A 16,386-nucleotide genomic window follows, 5' to 3' on the forward strand; every position below is an offset into this window, starting at 1 on the left:
ATGAAGCAAAGAAAAGTACCGCTACGCAAATGCGTGGCTTGCCAGGAAATGATGCCCAAGAAGGCGTTGATCCGCATCGTGCGTTCTCCAGAGGGTGAAGTATCCATCGACCTGACGGGCAAAAAATCGGGTCGAGGCGCCTATCTCTGCGGCAAAACCGCCTGTTTCAAGCTTGCCCATAAGTCGCGAGCGCTTGACCGTGCTTTGAAAGCTCCGGTCGGGGCCGAGGTTTATGAGCAGCTGGCTCGCGATTTCCTGGCTGTGGAGGACGAATTCCTCGCTGCTCAGGCGCGGGCGGAGGAAGAGGACGAAGATGAATAAGGCCCAGCCGTTGTCGGGACTTGGCCTCGCGATGCGGGCGGGTAAACTGGTGACAGGTGACGAAATCGTCCTGAAAGCGATTCGATCGGGAGAAGCTAAGCTTGTGATCTTAGCAGGGGATGCTTCAGCCAATACGCAGAAGAAATTCCGCGACAAATGCGGGACCTACAAGATCCCGCTCATGATTGGTTTCGACCGGGAAACGCTCGGGGGGAGTGTCGGCAAGCCGGAACGGGTCGTTCTGGCTCTCATCGATCAGGGGTTTACCGAGTTGATACGCAAAGCGATCTTGAAAACATCGGAGGTGGAGTATATTGAGTAAACAAGAAAAACAAGATAAGCTCAGGGTGTACGAATACGCCAAATCGCTCAACATGAGCAGCAAAGAAATTATTACGATTCTTAAGCGTCTTAATATCCCGGTCAACAATCACATGAGCGTGATGGAGAACGATACCGTTGGCCGTGTGGAACAGTTTTTCAAGGATATTAAGAGCAATGCGGCAGCGAAACGAGAAAACTCGGGACGAAACGATTCTCCTGCCAAATCGCCGGCACCGGCTTCCGCAGGAGGAAGCCAAACACCGAAAGCCTCATCCGGAGAACCTTCCGGTCATCGCGGAGATCATGGACGCCAAGTACAAAGCAGCGCAAACGCACCCGTTAAAAACCAAAATCAACAGGAAAAGCAGGTAAGCATGAATAATAAACCAAAAACAAACCCAAACAATACAAGCGGCAGCACAGCTGTTCAGGAAAGATCGAGCCGTCCGAACGGCGGTAATCATCAAAGTTCTCGTCCACAAGGCCAAGGCGGGACGAATTCATCCGGTGCGAACCGGAGCCCGCAAGGCAACCGGGGACCAGGTCAAGGTGGCCAGCCACGTAATGATGGCGGACAACGCCAAGGCCAAGGCCAAGGTGGCGGAAATCGCGGACCGCAGCAGCAAAACCGCAGCTTTACGCCAAGTAATAACAATAATGGCGGCGGGAACGGCGGAGGCCAGCGCCAAGGCCAAGGTCAAGGCCAAAGCCAGGGGCAAGGTCAGAGAAGAGGTAATAACAACAATAATGGCGGCAGAAACCAAAGAGGTTTTGACGATAACCGAAACGGCGGCAATTATAGAAATAGCCGCGGTGGCAAGGGCGGACGCGGCAAAGGCCCGCAGCAGCCACCACGTGAGAAGATCGACAATACGCCGAAGAAGATTATCGTACGCGGTACGATGACGGTTGGCGAAGCCGCCAAATTGTTGCACAAGGACGCTTCCGAAGTTATTAAAAAACTGATCTTGCTTGGTGTGATGGCAACGATCAACCAAGAGCTCGACATCGATACCATCTTGCTGCTTGCGGGAGATTTCGGCGTTGAGGTCGAAGTGAAGATTCCGGTTGAAGAAGACCGTTTCGAAACGCTGGAAGAGGTTGACGAGGAAGCAGATTTGAAGGAACGTCCGCCTGTCGTGACCATTATGGGCCACGTCGACCATGGTAAAACCACATTGCTTGACGCCATCCGTTCGACGAACGTGACCGGCGGCGAAGCCGGCGGGATTACGCAGCATATCGGTGCTTACCAAGTTGAGATCAACAACAAGAAGATCACGTTCCTAGATACCCCGGGCCACGAGGCGTTTACGGCGATGCGTGCTCGCGGTGCGCAGTTAACTGATATTACGATCATTGTGGTTGCTGCAGACGACGGTGTGATGCCGCAGACGGTCGAAGCGGTAAACCATGCCAAGGCGGCGGGATTGCCAATCATCGTTGCTGTAAACAAGATCGACAAACCGGACGCCAATCCGGATAAAGTGAAACAGGAATTGACAGAATATGGACTAGTGCCGGAAGAATGGGGCGGCGACACGATCTTCGTCAATGTCTCGGCGAAGCAAAAACTTGGATTGGAAGGCTTACTTGAAATGATTCTGCTCGTAGCGGAAGTCAATGAGTACAAAGCCAACCCGGATAAACGCGCTCGGGGCGCGGTCATCGAAGCCGAACTTGATAAATCCCGCGGTCCGGTTGCTCGCATACTGGTTCAGCACGGGACGCTGAAAGTCGGCGACGCCTTCGTCGCAGGTAATTGCTTCGGCCGTGTTCGTGCGATGGTTAACGATCGTGGACGTCGTTTAAAGGAAGCTGGCCCATCAACGCCGGTGGAAATTACCGGTCTTAACGAAGTGCCTCAAGCCGGCGATCCGTTTATGGTATTCGAAGACGAACGCAAGGCTCGTTCAATTGCTGACAAGCGGGCTATTACGCAGCGTCAGTCCGATCTGGGCTCGAATACGCGCGTCACACTGGATGATCTGTTCCGCCACATCAAGGAAGGCGAAATTAAAGATCTTAACGTGATCATCAAAGCCGACGTGCAAGGTTCGGTTGAAGCGCTCAAAAGTTCACTCGAGAAAATCGAAGTCGAAGGTGTTCGTGTCAAGATCATCCATAGCGGTGCCGGTGCCATTACCGAATCCGACATTATCTTGGCGGCGGCTTCGAACGCGATCGTGATCGGTTTCAACGTTCGTCCGGACAACCAAACGAAAGCGACGGCCGAGCAAGAGAAGGTCGATATCCGACTGCATCGCGTCATTTACAATGCGATCGAAGAGATCGAGCAAGCCATGAAAGGGATGCTTGATCCGGTTTACAAGGAAACCGTTATCGGCCACGCTGAGGTCCGCAATACGTTCAAGATCAGCAAAGTCGGGACCATCGCCGGCTGTATGGTGACTTCCGGCAAAATAACCCGCTCTGCGGAAATGCGTTTGGTTCGCGACGGGATTGTGGTATTCGAAGGAAAAATCGATTCACTGAAACGTTTCAAGGACGACGCCAAGGAAGTCGCCCAAGGTTACGAGTGCGGGATTACCCTGGACAATTACAATGACCTTAAAGAAGGCGACGTCATTGAGGCGTTCATCATGGAAAAGGTTGAACCGAAGTAAGGTGGGTGTCTAAAATGGCCAAAAATCGTACCGGCCGCGTAGGCGAACAGATTAAGAAAGAACTTAGCGTGCTCATCCAGAGTGAACTGAAAGATCCGCGCATCGGTTTTGTCACGGTGACCGGGGTCGATGTGACAAGCGATTTGTCACAGGCCAAAGTTTATCTCAGTGTGTTTGGCGACGAAGAGAAGAAAAACGAATCCTTAAAAGCGATAGAGAAAGCAACTGGCTTCTTACGCACTGAAATCGGAAAACGAATTCGGCTGCGTCACACGCCGGAGTTGATCTTCAAGATCGACGAATCCATCGCTTACGGCAGCCGGATCGAGAAGATTCTCGGCGAAATCACGCACGAGCACGAAGAATGATATGTAACATGAAGAATGATATTTCAAATGGAATCAAAAACTCAGCTTCTCAGTACCGAGAAGGTTGGATGAACCGGGGACCGAGTAGCGGAGCGTAGGTAAGCCTACGTGAGCAACGGAGGGACCTGGTGAGTTCAAGATTCGATGTCGAATGGCTACATGAAATACATCGTGATCCAAAGATGAGTTTTTGATGTCCTCTAGAAGGAGACGGCTATGCAGACGACCTATGAACGGGAGCTGAGTCAGAGCAAGGAGTTTTTGACTCAGAATGATCATTTCCTCATCGTGTCGCATGTTCAGCCGGACGGTGACGCAGTCAGTTCCACCCTTGTGGTGGGCTGGCTTCTGTCATGTCTGGGCAAAAAATTCGTGATGGTCAACGAAGGGTCGATCCCCAAGCGGATGCGTTACCTTTGGCATGCGGAGGAAATTCTCGACTTGTCGGTCACGCCGCTTGACCGTAAATTTGATCATGTGATTTGCGTGGATTGCGCCGATTTCAAACGAGTAGGTACCACGCACGAATGGTTTGCCGAAGGCGCGCAGCTGCTGAATATTGATCATCATCCGACCAATGATCTTTACGGTTCGGTCAATCTCGTCGTACCGAGCGCGGCAGCCACTGCCGAGATCTTATTCGATCTTCTTGCTTATATGAGACTCGAATTGGACGAGTCGGCTGCAACAGCGCTTTATACAGGTTTGTTGACGGATACCGGTGGGTTTCGGTATTCCAACACGTCGCCGAAGGTCATGGCGGCCGCATCCAAACTGTTGGAATACGGCGTAGACGGTCCCGGATTATCCGAGCTGTTGCTGGAGCAAATGACGTTGCCGCAGCTGCGCTTACTGACCCGGGCACTAAATGGTCTTGAGCTTACGGAAGACGGGAAGATTGGCTGGGTATCCGTAGATGACGAAGATTTGAAAGCGACCGGTGCGGTTCACGAGGATATGGAAGGCATCGTCAATTATCCGCGGAATATTCAAGGGGTCGAAGTAGGGCTGCTGTTTAAAGTCATTAACGAACATGCCGTTAAGGTGAGCATGCGATCCGCCGGGACCGTCGATGTGGCAAGGGTCGCCCAAAGCTTTGGTGGAGGCGGACATGTCCGTGCTGCGGGTGCTCGCATCGAGGGTACCTTGGAGACGATCATCCCAAGGGTTCTGGAACAAGTGAGGCTGCAGTTATGAATGCATACGAAGGCATTTTGCCTATCCACAAGCCGGCTGGGTTTACTTCTCATGATGTGGTCGCCAAATGCCGCGGCATTCTGAAGATGAAACGGATCGGTCATACCGGCACGCTAGACCCGGCAGTCACAGGCGTGTTGCCGTTATGTCTAGGTCGCGCAACGCGAATGGTTGAATATTTGCAAGAATTGCCGAAGGAATATGAGGCGACTCTAGTGCTTGGCGTTGCTACGGATACGGAGGACATGACGGGCGAAATCATCGAACAAGTGGAAGAAGTTCGGGTCACGGAAGAGGAAGTTCGACAGGTATTGTCCCGTTTCATTGGAACGATCTCACAGATTCCGCCGATGTATTCCGCACTGAAGCAAGACGGCAAGCGATTGTATGAGTTGGCGCGGGAAGGTAAAACCGTGGAGCGTAAGCCCCGCGAAGTGACGATTCATGAATTGGAGCTGCTGGCTTTCCATCCGGAAGGTCCTCATCCTCGGATTTCTTTCCGGGCGTTATGTTCCAAAGGGACTTACATCCGCACACTGTGCGTCGATATCGGGCGAGCTCTAGGCGTCCCTGCTGCGATGACCGAGTTAAAGCGGACAATGTCGGCCGGCATCGCGGAGTCGCACTGTCTGACGCTGGACGAGGTAGCGAGGCATGTCGCGGGCGGAACGCTGCAAGAGCATTTACTGCCGGTTGATAGAGCTGTGGAGCATTTGCCGGCCCATATCGTCGAGGCCGATAAGGTTAAAGCGGCATTGCAAGGTCAACGGCTGTCTTCTACCGTCGTATCTCCAGCGGTCAAACGCGGTGAAACCGTACGGCTTTACAGCCCAGAACATCAATTTTTAGGCATTTTCCGGGTGGAAGAGGAGACGATGGCTGTGAAGGCAGTCAAAGTGTTTTTACCCGAATAGGACTCATGAAATGCGCATTCCGAGGGAAATTGCAGGTGACACGATCATGGAAACGATAAGATTATCATATCCACTAACCGAACGATTTATTGAACAAAATGCTCGCCCGCAAGTGCTGGCGATCGGTCAATTTGATGGGCTTCACCTGGGGCATGCCAGCGTGATTGATTCTGCTGTCAGGCTGGCTGGCGAACTAGGCCTTCCCGCCTCCGTCATGACGTTCCATCCGCATCCGAAGGAGGTCATGAAGAAAGGCGATTATGACGGCTACTTGACGCCCCCGGAGGAGAAGGAGCGAATTTTACGGGAAATGGGCGTGGATTTCGTATATATCGTCGAGTTTAACGATGCCTTCTCCCGGGTGAGTCCGCAAAATTTCGTATCCGGGATCTTGGTGCCGCTTAAGGTACACACGGCGGTTGTTGGCTTTGACTTCCGCTATGGTTACCGGGGTGAAGGAGACGCAGGGATGCTTCGCGAGTTGAGCGGCAATGTTCTGGACGTGAACACGGTGCCGCCGTTCCTGATCGATGGGGAGAAGGTCAGCAGCTCGGGTATTCGTAAGGCACTGCAGGAGGGCGAAATCGAGTTAGCCAATCGCTGGTTTGGTCGGACGTACTCGCTGAGAGGGACGGTCATGCACGGTGAAAAGCGTGGGCGCCAGCTCGGTTTTCCGACAGCGAACCTTAAACTGGCGGAACACTATGTCGTGCCGGCCAGCGGGGTATACGCCGTGCGGGTTACCCACAACGGCACCACCTACACCGGTGTGATGAACGTTGGGGTCAAGCCAACCTTTCATGAGGATGGGAAGATCTTTTGGCTCGAAGCTCATCTATTTGAGTTTTCCGGTGAGATTTATGATGAGAGCTTGTCCGTGGAATTGGTTCATTATATCCGTGAGGAGCGCAAGTTCACTTCGCTGGATGAGTTGATCGCCCAAATCGGACGGGATGCAGATACCGCTAAACGTCTGCTGAAGACTTCCCCGTAATCAAGCCGGACTTGGCATTTACTTTGCCTATCGGCTATGATATACTATGTAACGTTGTCATGCGGAAGAACATGTTTTTTCCAAGCGGCAGCAAGAACCTTGGCTTGGTTGCGCGGTTTCACCGCCGGCGACGAGGCTAACGGCGATTTGAGATAAAGGAGGTGAACAGGATGGCATTGACTCAAGAACGTAAACAACAATTGATCCAAGAGCACAAAACTCATGAGTCCGATACCGGATCCCCTGAGGTGCAAATTGCTATCCTTACGGAGAACATCGTGAATTTGACGGACCACTTGCGTACGCACAAGAAGGACCATCATTCCCGTCGCGGTCTTCTGAAGATGGTTGGTCAACGTCGTAAGTTGTTGGCTTACCTGAAGAACAAAGACGTGAGACGTTACTCCGCTTTGATCGAGAAACTTGGATTGCGTCGTTAATTCGAAAGTTTGATAAAAGCAGCCTAGTTGCATGGCGGACGCTGGCGAAGCGTGCGTGTGCGGCCGGGTTGCTTTTTACCCATTTAGGGGCTTGTTACGATAAGCTTCCACGATCAGCTCCTTCAGGAGCTTTTGTTATGAGGACATCTTTCTATTGCTAGACAGCCGTTCATCTTATGAATTGCCGAAAAGCAGGAAATAATGAACTCAGTACCGAACTTGTAATGGTGATAAGGAGGGATTTCATGCAGAATCAAGTGAAAATGAATTTGGGGGGGAGACCTCTCATTTTGGAAACCGGCCGATTGGCCAAGCAAGCAAACGCGGCCGTCATGGTCCGCTACGGAGATACGGCGGTGCTTTGTACGGTTACGGCCTCTTCGGAGCCCAAGGACTTGGACTTTTTCCCGTTGACGGTCAATTATGAAGAGAAACTTTATGCAGTCGGTAAAATTCCCGGTGGCTTCATTAAACGGGAAGGACGTCCGAGCGAAAAGGCCATTTTGGCTAGCCGCTTGACCGACCGTCCGATTCGCCCGCTGTTCCCGGAAGGATTCCGTAACGACGTGCAAATCGTAAACCTGGTCATGAGCGTGGATCAAGACTGCGAGCCGGAAATTGCGGCAATGATTGGGACTTCTGCAGCGCTGAGCATTTCCGATGTTCCGTTTAACGGGCCGATCGGCGGCGTAGCGGTTGGACGGGTTAACGGGCAATTCGTGATTAATCCGGACGTGGCTGAGCAAGAAGCCAGTGACATTTACGTGGTTGTAGCCGGTACCAAAGACGCCATCATGATGGTGGAGGCGGAAGCCAACGAAGTGCCTGAAGAGGTGATGCTCGAGGCGATCATGTTCGGCCATGATGAAATCAAGAATATCGTTGCCGTCATCGAAGAGCTCGTGAAAGTAGCCGGCAAAGAGAAGATGCAAGTGAAGCTCCATAAAGTGAATGAAGATGTGAACCGGGAAGTTCGCGCTTTGGCCCAGGATCGTCTGGTTGAAGCCGTGAAAATTGCCGAGAAGCATGCACGTCAGGATGCGATTGATGCCATCAACGATGAAACGGTGGCTCATTTCGAAGAGAAATACATAGAATCGCCGGAATTGCTTGCCGATGTGAAGGAAGTCTTGCATGACATCGTTAAGGAAGAAGTACGCCGGTTGATTACCCATGATAAAGTGCGTCCTGACGGTCGTAAATTGGAAGAAATTCGTCCGATCGAATGCGATATTAATCTGTTGCCACGTACGCATGGCTCCGGTCTGTTTACCCGCGGTCAAACGCAAGCGTTGAGCGTATGTACGCTGGGGGCACTGGGTGACGTTCAAATTCTTGACGGCATCGATCTGGAAGAATCCAAGCGCTTTATGCACCATTATAACTTCCCGCCGTTCAGCGTTGGTGAAGCTCGTCCACTCCGGGCTCCGGGCCGCCGCGAAATCGGTCACGGCGCTCTAGGCGAACGCGCGTTGTCGAAGGTGATTCCGCCGGAAACCGAATTCCCGTATACGATTCGTCTTGTATCGGAAGTATTGGAATCCAACGGTTCGACGTCCCAAGCGAGCATCTGCGCCAGCACGCTGGCCATGATGGATGCGGGCGTTCCGATCAAAGCTCCGGTTGCCGGGGTGGCGATGGGTCTGATTAAAGACGGCGAGCACGTGTCTATCCTGACTGACATTCAAGGGATGGAAGATCATCTCGGCGACATGGACTTCAAAGTGGCAGGCACTTCGGAAGGCGTTACGGCTATTCAAATGGATATCAAGATCGACGGAATCGACCGGCAGATTTTGACCGATGCTTTGAAACAAGCCCGAGAAGGTCGGATGTTTATCCTGTCCAAAATGATGGAGCGCATTCAAAAGCCGAAGGAGCATTTGTCCCCTTACGCGCCGAAGATCGTTATCATGCACATCAATCCGGACAAGATCCGCGATGTCATCGGGGCAGGCGGCAAGATCATCAACAAGATCATCGAGGAAACCGGCGTGAAAATCGATATCGAACAAGACGGCCGCGTATTTATCGCTTCTACGAACGAAGAGATGAACAGCAAAGCGCGTTCGATTATCGAAGGGATCGTCAAGGAAGTCGTGGTCGGTGAAATTTATGTAGGTACCGTCAAACGGATTGAAAAATTCGGCGCTTTCGTCGAGATTTTGCCGGGGAAAGACGGTTTGGTGCATATTTCCCAGTTGTCCACGGAACGCGTAGCTAAAGTGGAGGACGTCGTGGCGATCGGTGATACGGTAACTGTCAAGGTAACCGAGATCGACAACCAAGGACGGATCAATCTTTCCCGCAAAGCGGTACTAACCGCAGAAACGGAAAAATCCTCTTCCAACTAAATAACGCAGCTTGACGACGCAGGCCATCCTTGCGGGAAAAGAGACAGAATGAATCAATTCTGGCTCTTTTTTAATGCTTCCGGAAAGGAAGCATATCTACGGGCTTGTCAACATATGATGGGGACAAAAACCGTTTGAGGGGATGAGCTTCAGCATGGGTCGGAACAAGTTTGCGGTCATCGCGATATGCATTGCCTTTGTCATGATACTGGGGCAGTTTGCTGGCATTCGGGCTTTTGTCGCGGAAAGCTCAGAGGGAGAGGGCGGCAGCTTCGCCTTCCGCCTGATTAACGACCTGGCCGGAGGCCCTGGCGCTAAAGGCTTGCAAGATCAAGAAAGCGGCGGGGCTACGAAGGCTCCAGATCCACTTCTGGCTCAAATCCGAGATGAGGCCGCAAAGCGGCGGATTGCGCCGGTGGACGCCGTCGTCGACCGGGTCTGGAAAGCCATTCCCGGTTATAACGGCCGTGAGGTGGATATTGAACTCACCTACGCCAAGGCCAAGCAGCAACCAGAAGGTGCTGAAATCGAATACGTATATCGCGAGCTGAAACCGAAGGTGAATCTGGATGATCTGGGTGCCCAGCCGATATACCGGGGGAATCCGAATAAGCCGATGGCGGCGCTGATGATCAATGTCGCCTGGGGCAACGAATATCTTGTGCCTATGCTTGATACGTTGGATAAGTCGAAGGTGAAAGCTACCTTCTTCCTCGATGGCAGCTGGTTAAAGAAGAATGAAGAGATGGCCGCTGAAATCAAGCGGCGGGGTCATCAAATTGAAAATCATGCCTACTCGCATCCGAATATGAGCGAGTTGGAAGTAACCCGGGCTCGTCTCGAGATCTCCAAGACGAAAGACCTGTTGAAGGAGAAGCTGGGCGTGGAGAACCGCTGGTTTGCTCCGCCTTCGGGCGATTATAATATGCAAACCGTTAAACTGGCAGCAGAACAAGGGCTCAAGACGGTCTTGTGGACCTTGGATACAGTGGATTGGAGAAACCCGCCGGCATCCAGCATCATCAGTAAGATCGGCAGCAAGGTGGAGCCGGGAACGCTCATTCTGATGCATCCGACGGCATCCAGCCGGGATGCGATTGAGGGGATGATTCAGGCCATCCGAAGTAAAGGGCTGACGCTAGGCACGGTAGAGCAGACGTTGTCGCCGGACCGGATCGAAGCCGAGGTTCCTCAGAGTTGAGCTTGCCGCCTTTTTTTGGTAGGATAGGGATGCATTTATTAACGATGCACAGAAATGCTTTGCAAAACATTTAGGAGGGCCTCTCGTGAAGAAAACGCAATTGAAAAACGGCCTTCGGGTGGTTATGGAGAAAATACCGACTTGTCGTTCTGTCTCGTTCGGTATTTGGGTCAAAACCGGCTCCCGCAATGAGAGCCCTGAACGGGGCGGAATTTCACATTTCATCGAACACATGTTATTTAAAGGTACGGAGCGGTACAGCGCCAAGGATATCGCAGAGCAATTTGATGCGATCGGCGGGAATGTAAACGCATTTACGTCAAAGGAATATACCTGTTATTATGCCAAAGTGCTGGATGAGCATTTACCGATCGCGGTTGACGTGTTGTCGGACATGTTTTTCCGTTCCTTGTTCGATGCGGAAGAGTTGCGGAAAGAGAAGAACGTGATCGTCGAAGAAATCTCCATGTACGAAGATACGCCAGACGATATGGTGCACGACCTCGTGTCACAGGCGGCTTACGGGGAACATCCGCTGGCGCTGCCGATTTTAGGAACCGAGGAGCAGCTTCGCGCAATGGAATCCGAGCATCTTCGGGAATATATGCGGGAGCACTACACGATCGAGAACACGGTCATCAGCGTTGCCGGCAACATAGACGATCACGTGATCGATCTGCTAGAGAAATATTTCGGAGACTTTTCGAACCGAGGAAGTTCCAGCGCGTTGGAATCACCCGATTTTCTTGGTGGACTCCGATTTCATCGCAAGAAAACAGAGCAGAACCATATTTGCTTATCTTTTCCGGGATTATCGGTTGGCGAAGAGAAGCAGTACGCCATGGTGCTGCTTAACAATGCGATTGGCGGTGGCATGAGTTCGCGCCTCTTCCAGGAGATTCGCGAGAAACGCGGTTTGGCGTATTCCGTGTACTCCTATCATAGCTCGCATGCAGACAGCGGATTATTTACGGTTTACGCAGGAACCGCGCCTCGCCAGACCAAGGAAGTGCTGGACTTGACCAAGGAGATCCTGCACGACGTATCGGTCAACGGGATTACCGTCGGTGAGCTGAGTAAAGGCAAGGAACAATTGAAGGGGAGCTTGATCTTGAGCCTGGAGAGCACCGGAAGCCGGATGAATCGACTCGGCAAGAACGAGTTGATGCTCGGCAGACATTATACCTTGGATGAAATGATCGCCCGGATCGAGGCGGTGACGATGGACGATGTCAATCAGGTGATGAAGGCTATGTTTAGCCAACCGTTTTCGCTTGCGATGGTGGGTTCCTCGGATCGTGTGATTTCGGGAGTAAGGAGAGATGAACTTGTCGTTTGAAGTACAAATTAACCGTTTAGCGGGAAATGAAGATATTGAACTGCCTCGCAAAATGTCGGAGCTAGCCTCCGGCTTTGACCTCTATGCTGCCGTTACGGAGCAACTGACGCTCCAGCCGGGGCAACGTGCCCTCGTGCCGACCGGGATCGCCATTGCGATGCCCGGCGGCCTAGAGGCGCAAATCCGTCCGCGCAGCGGTCTGGCCTTTAAGCACGGGATTACGTGTCTAAACACGCCGGGTACGATCGATGCCGATTATCGCGGCGAAATTAAGGTACTGCTGATCAACCTCGGGCAGGAGCCGTTTGTGATTCAGCGGAATGAACGGATTGCACAGATGGTGTTCCAGATCGTTCCTGAGGTGAATCTCGTTCAAGTGGACGAGCTGTCTGAGACCGTTCGCGGCGACGGTGGATTTGGCCATACGGGAACGAAGTAAAGCGTAGGAGCAAAGGGCATATTTGAACCTGCATTTCTTCTGTAGGTAACTAGTGGATAAGGGTAAAAAAGGTTCTTATTTTCGGTTAAGCAGGGGTTATAGCCGAAATAAAGGACTTTTTTACCCTTATTTTCATTCATCGCTCTTAAAAGTTGCTTAATAGGCCCAGTTCAGCTCAGAATTAAGCCCTAAATGTCCTCTATTATTGAGATTTAGAGGGATTTGGTTGAAATAGCGACCTAAATGTCCCTTGTTTTCTCCAGGACTAGTACATGAGAGAAACCGCCCAACACCGCACGATCTTATACTATTGTGGCTATTCCCTTGAACTGCAGCAGATGCGATCTCCTTTAACTTCTCCATTTGGGCGTCTCGTTCTTCAATAATGTCTTGGCGCCGAACTAACCCTCCGTATGGTCTCGTAAATCTACAGCTACATTCCGAATGTTCTTCTTCTCCTGCACCCCATCATTTTTAACCAATGTTCATTTTTCACAGCAGGTACTCCCTTGGAAAGCGCGATTAATAGCTGTGAAGGCGTAAGCCCACCCAACTCGACAACAAGATCACCTCGTTGTAATGACGCCATTGTCCTTATAACAACCGGGCCTTGGGGCGTCCAATATAAAGGTAAATCCAAGTATAGCAGGGAGGGTAAATAAGAGCTGATACCGGTGTGAGGATCTTGAAGTTACACCATAAGTTCTTCAAAAGCAAAGAAAAAGCGGCTTGATAAACGGGAGTCATCGTGCTGCGATGACGATTTACATATCCTGGATCCTCCCTTTTCACCACTTCGTGGGCAACGGCATAAGATGCTCTATACTGTGTTGCTTGGAAGGAGTGCCGTCTAAGAATGCTGACTGGAATAACGATTGTATTCCTCGGTGGTGACGCCAGGCAGGTGGAGGTCATCAACAAATGTCTGGAACTAGACGCAACGGTACGGGTTGTTGGCTTTGATCGGTTGGAGACCCCGCTGAAGGGAGTATCGCAGGAGACGTTAAGTCCAGGATTGCTGGCCGGTGCCGACGTCATCATCCTTCCGGTAATCGGTTGCGATGACCACGGCGTTGTCCCAGCGCCGTTCTCTGCGGAACAACTGGTCATCAAACACGAATGGTTCGCAGCTATTCGAAAAAGCACACTGGTCTATACCGGGATTGCCAAAAGCTTCTTGAAGCAAATGAGCACGGATCACGGTTTCCAGATCATCGAGGTGCTCGATCGTGACGACGTCGCCATCTATAACTCGATTCCGACAGCGGAAGGCGCCGTGATGATGGCGATCCAGAATACGGACATTACCATTCACGGTTCGACTTGCATCGTGCTGGGGATTGGGCGAACAGGTTTTACGCTGGCGGCTACGCTGCAGGGTTTGGGAGCGAATGTAAGGGTAGGGGTACGCCGGGAAGACGACGTGGCCAGAGCGGTGCAAATGGGCTGGAAGCCTTTTGCCACAAGGGATTTGGCCGCTAACGTAGCGGATGTTGACTTGATTTTTAATACGATTCCGACTATGATAGTCACAGCGCAAATCATCTCGAAACTGCCCCGCACGGCGGTGATCATCGACCTTGCTTCGGCGCCTGGTGGGACGGATTTCCGTTTCGCCGAGAAGCGCGGAGTCAAGGCGATTTTAGCCCCTGGCATCCCCGGTATCGTCGCTCCCAAAACGGCTGGAATTATTATGGCAAATACGATTTGTCAGTCGATTTTGGATGAGTATTTATTACGGGGGGATGAACAGTGAATTGGCAGGGAAAAACGGTAGGTTACGCCATTACGGGCTCGCATTGTACGTTTGCTGAGGTGATGCCTCAGATTCAGCGTTTTGTTGACGGAGGGGCGAAGGTTGTGCCGATCATATCCCAGTCGGTGCTTACGACCGACACCCGTTTCGGTAAATCAGAAGATTGGCGTAAACAGTTGAAAGATATTACAGGGAATGATATTATTTCTTCAATTGTCGAAGCTGAACCGCTGGGTCCAAGCAAGCTGCTCGACGTTTTGGTTATCGCGCCCTGCACGGGAACGAGCACGAGCAAGTTGGCTAACGCCGTTACGGACAGTCCCGTGCTTATGGCGGCGAAAGCCCAACTGCGAAACGGGCGTCCACTCGTCATCGCGGTGTCGACTAATGACGGTTTAGGTTTTAATTTGGCGAACATCGCTAAATTAATCGTGGCTAAAAACGTGTATTTCGTTCCATTCGGTCAAGATAATCCGATCGGTAAACCGAATTCGCTGGTAGCCAATATGGAACTGGTACCTGAAGCTTGCTATGCTGCGCTTGAAGGCAAACAGCTGCAACCGCTGATTATCGAACGCTTTCATGGGTAATCGGCAGCAGAGGGCATGCCAGGTGCTCAAGTAACCCATGCAGGCCGTTACACGCCGCGATTTTCTCAGGACGGACTCAACAACAAAGGTAGAAAGTATCGGAACAATTTGCTCAAAGGCGCAGCATGGAATGCCGTTTACAATCGCGGAGATCATTGCGGCGAAGGGGTATGTTTTCGAAGCTCTGGGTTCGTTAATCTTACTAAATCTTACGGAATGAAGTCATCGCTTTACTCCGCACTTATTAACTGGAGGAATATCCATGCGCATTTTGGTGCAAAAATTTGGTGGCACGTCTCTTTCAACGAAGGAAGCAAGAGACCATGTCATCTCACACGTACGCCGGGAACTGGATAACGGTTTCCGGCTCGTCGTGGTGGTTTCGGCCATGGGCCGCAAAGGCGATCCTTACGCGACAGATACTTTGCTTGATTTGGTTGCCGAGGGGGATGGCTATTTGCCGCCTCGCGAACAAGATTTGTTAATGGCTTGTGGTGAAATTATTTCCGCAGCCAAACTATGCAGTCTGTTAACCGAGCGGAACATTTCCTCCGTCGTGTTAACCGGAGCCCAAGCCGGTTTCCGAACGGACAGCCAGTACGGCAATGCAAGAATTCTGGATATCGTCCCTACAAGGGTGCTGGAAGAACTGCAGCAGAAGGATGTCGTAATCGTGACGGGATTTCAGGGTCAAAATCAGGGCGGCGATTTCACGACGTTGGGACGCGGAGGTAGCGATACATCCGCAACGGCCTTGGGAGCTGCGTTGCACGCTGAGATGGTCGACATATACACGGACGTGAATGGGATATTAACCGCGGATCCGCGGATCGTCGAGGATGCGAAGCCGCTGGAATACGTCAGCTACGCAGAAATCTGCAACATGGCGCATCAGGGCGCGAAGGTCATTCACCCCCGTGCGGTGGAAATCGCGATGCAATCAGGGATCCCTGTTCGCGTGCGATCGACTTTTTCGCAGGGAGAAGGAACGCTGGTCGCTAACCCCGAAGGGTTTAAGGATGTCCAGATCGGGATCGTAGACCGTTACGTGACTGGGATCGCTTACGTGGCGAACGTGACGCAGATTCGGGTGGAATCGGCTGGAAAGGGCCCGGATAACCTGCAATTGCAAGTGTTTAAGACGATGGCGGAGAATGACATCAGCGTTGATTTTATTAATGTGACCCCGACAGGCGTCGTTTATACCGTGTTTGACAAAGATTCGGCCAAGGCTGAAGCGGTATTGAAGTCGTTGGAGCTTTCACCTCAAATCTGCACCGGCTGTGCCAAGGTTTCGGTCATCGGCGGCGGGATTAACGGGGTACCGGGGATTATGGCAAAGATTGTCGAAGCATTGACCGAGCATGGGATTCAAATTCTGCAATCGGCAGATTCGAATACCACGATTTGGGTGCTGGTGCATAAGGACGATATGGTGCAAGCGCTGCGGGCGTTGCATGCCAAATTCGAACTGGGTCGTTAACCCTCGAAATCGTTGGATCGCATAGGGAAAAGGCAGGGA

At 51.8% G+C, this 16,386-nt stretch carries 15 protein-coding genes; all 15 read left to right on the plus strand.

Annotated features, from left to right (window positions below):
* The 15 genes from rnpM to dapG all read left to right on the plus strand — a co-directional run bounded on the left by rnpM (position 1) and on the right by dapG (position 16,347).
* Positions 1-321: an RNase P modulator RnpM gene (gene rnpM / locus IM700_RS15745; protein ID WP_193415234.1), complete on the plus strand. Its 321-nt coding sequence runs from the start codon at positions 1-3 to the stop codon at positions 319-321.
* Positions 314-643, plus strand: a complete 330-nt coding sequence (locus IM700_RS15750) for a L7Ae/L30e/S12e/Gadd45 family ribosomal protein (protein WP_155608014.1) — start codon at positions 314-316, stop codon at positions 641-643. The genes rnpM and IM700_RS15750 overlap by 8 nt, the downstream gene beginning before the upstream one ends.
* Positions 636-3,272: a translation initiation factor IF-2 gene (gene infB, locus IM700_RS15755; RefSeq protein WP_193415235.1), complete on the plus strand. Its 2,637-nt coding sequence runs from the start codon at positions 636-638 to the stop codon at positions 3,270-3,272. Before IM700_RS15750 ends, infB begins: the two co-directional genes overlap by 8 nt.
* Before the next feature lie 14 nt (positions 3,273-3,286).
* Entirely contained in the window at positions 3,287-3,640 is a 354-nt protein-coding gene (rbfA, locus tag IM700_RS15760; protein ID WP_155608012.1) for a 30S ribosome-binding factor RbfA, read from the plus strand.
* Positions 3,641-3,856: 216 nt separating this feature from the next.
* Complete coding sequence (locus IM700_RS15765; RefSeq protein ID WP_193415236.1) at positions 3,857-4,837, plus strand: DHH family phosphoesterase; 981 nt, start codon at positions 3,857-3,859, stop codon at positions 4,835-4,837.
* Complete coding sequence (gene truB / locus IM700_RS15770; protein ID WP_155608010.1) at positions 4,834-5,751, plus strand: tRNA pseudouridine(55) synthase TruB; 918 nt, start codon at positions 4,834-4,836, stop codon at positions 5,749-5,751. Before IM700_RS15765 ends, truB begins: the two co-directional genes overlap by 4 nt.
* A 46-nt stretch (positions 5,752-5,797) precedes the next feature.
* Complete coding sequence (locus IM700_RS15775) at positions 5,798-6,745, plus strand: bifunctional riboflavin kinase/FAD synthetase (RefSeq protein WP_155608009.1); 948 nt, start codon at positions 5,798-5,800, stop codon at positions 6,743-6,745.
* Between the two features lie 170 nt (positions 6,746-6,915).
* Complete coding sequence (gene rpsO, locus IM700_RS15780) at positions 6,916-7,185, plus strand: 30S ribosomal protein S15 (RefSeq protein WP_018752384.1); 270 nt, start codon at positions 6,916-6,918, stop codon at positions 7,183-7,185.
* 245 nt (positions 7,186-7,430) lie between these two features.
* Positions 7,431-9,539 (plus strand): polyribonucleotide nucleotidyltransferase, encoded by a 2,109-nt coding sequence (pnp, locus tag IM700_RS15785; protein ID WP_193415237.1) that lies wholly within the window; start codon positions 7,431-7,433, stop codon positions 9,537-9,539.
* A gap of 154 nt (positions 9,540-9,693) precedes the next feature.
* Positions 9,694-10,740: a polysaccharide deacetylase family protein gene (locus IM700_RS15790; protein WP_193415238.1), complete on the plus strand. Its 1,047-nt coding sequence runs from the start codon at positions 9,694-9,696 to the stop codon at positions 10,738-10,740.
* Between the two features lie 85 nt (positions 10,741-10,825).
* Positions 10,826-12,079, plus strand: coding sequence for a M16 family metallopeptidase (locus IM700_RS15795; RefSeq protein WP_193415239.1), 1,254 nt, complete (start codon positions 10,826-10,828; stop codon positions 12,077-12,079).
* On the plus strand, positions 12,063-12,518 hold the full coding sequence (gene dut / locus IM700_RS15800; protein WP_418888791.1) for a dUTP diphosphatase: 456 nt from the start codon (positions 12,063-12,065) through the stop codon (positions 12,516-12,518). The genes IM700_RS15795 and dut overlap by 17 nt, the downstream gene beginning before the upstream one ends.
* Before the next feature lie 856 nt (positions 12,519-13,374).
* Complete coding sequence (gene dpsA / locus IM700_RS15805) at positions 13,375-14,274, plus strand: dipicolinate synthase subunit DpsA (protein ID WP_193415241.1); 900 nt, start codon at positions 13,375-13,377, stop codon at positions 14,272-14,274.
* Positions 14,271-14,864, plus strand: coding sequence for a dipicolinate synthase subunit B (locus IM700_RS15810; RefSeq protein ID WP_193415242.1), 594 nt, complete (start codon positions 14,271-14,273; stop codon positions 14,862-14,864). Before dpsA ends, IM700_RS15810 begins: the two co-directional genes overlap by 4 nt.
* A 262-nt stretch (positions 14,865-15,126) precedes the next feature.
* On the plus strand, positions 15,127-16,347 hold the full coding sequence (dapG, locus tag IM700_RS15815; protein WP_155608006.1) for an aspartate kinase: 1,221 nt from the start codon (positions 15,127-15,129) through the stop codon (positions 16,345-16,347).
* The last annotated feature ends 39 nt before the right edge of the window (positions 16,348-16,386 follow it).

This window comes from Paenibacillus rhizolycopersici, from assembly GCF_014947195.2.
Lineage (GTDB): Bacteria > Bacillota > Bacilli > Paenibacillales > Paenibacillaceae > Fontibacillus > Fontibacillus rhizolycopersici.

What these genes read in the sequence shown, in the direction of transcription:
- rnpM (WP_193415234.1), top strand. Translation starts at nt 1, where the DNA reads ATGAAGCAAAGAAAAGTACCGCTACGCAAATGCGTGGCTTGCCAGGAA.
- IM700_RS15750 (WP_155608014.1), top strand. Translation starts at nt 314, where the DNA reads ATGAATAAGGCCCAGCCGTTGTCGGGACTTGGCCTCGCGATGCGGGCG.
- rbfA (WP_155608012.1), top strand. Translation starts at nt 3,287, where the DNA reads ATGGCCAAAAATCGTACCGGCCGCGTAGGCGAACAGATTAAGAAAGAA.
- IM700_RS15765 (WP_193415236.1), top strand. Translation starts at nt 3,857, where the DNA reads ATGCAGACGACCTATGAACGGGAGCTGAGTCAGAGCAAGGAGTTTTTG.
- truB (WP_155608010.1), top strand. Translation starts at nt 4,834, where the DNA reads ATGAATGCATACGAAGGCATTTTGCCTATCCACAAGCCGGCTGGGTTT.
- IM700_RS15775 (WP_155608009.1), top strand. Translation starts at nt 5,798, where the DNA reads ATGGAAACGATAAGATTATCATATCCACTAACCGAACGATTTATTGAA.
- rpsO (WP_018752384.1), top strand. Translation starts at nt 6,916, where the DNA reads ATGGCATTGACTCAAGAACGTAAACAACAATTGATCCAAGAGCACAAA.
- pnp (WP_193415237.1), top strand. Translation starts at nt 7,431, where the DNA reads ATGCAGAATCAAGTGAAAATGAATTTGGGGGGGAGACCTCTCATTTTG.
- IM700_RS15790 (WP_193415238.1), top strand. Translation starts at nt 9,694, where the DNA reads ATGGGTCGGAACAAGTTTGCGGTCATCGCGATATGCATTGCCTTTGTC.
- dut (WP_418888791.1), top strand. Translation starts at nt 12,063, where the DNA reads ATGAACTTGTCGTTTGAAGTACAAATTAACCGTTTAGCGGGAAATGAA.
- dpsA (WP_193415241.1), top strand. Translation starts at nt 13,375, where the DNA reads ATGCTGACTGGAATAACGATTGTATTCCTCGGTGGTGACGCCAGGCAG.
- dapG (WP_155608006.1), top strand. Translation starts at nt 15,127, where the DNA reads ATGCGCATTTTGGTGCAAAAATTTGGTGGCACGTCTCTTTCAACGAAG.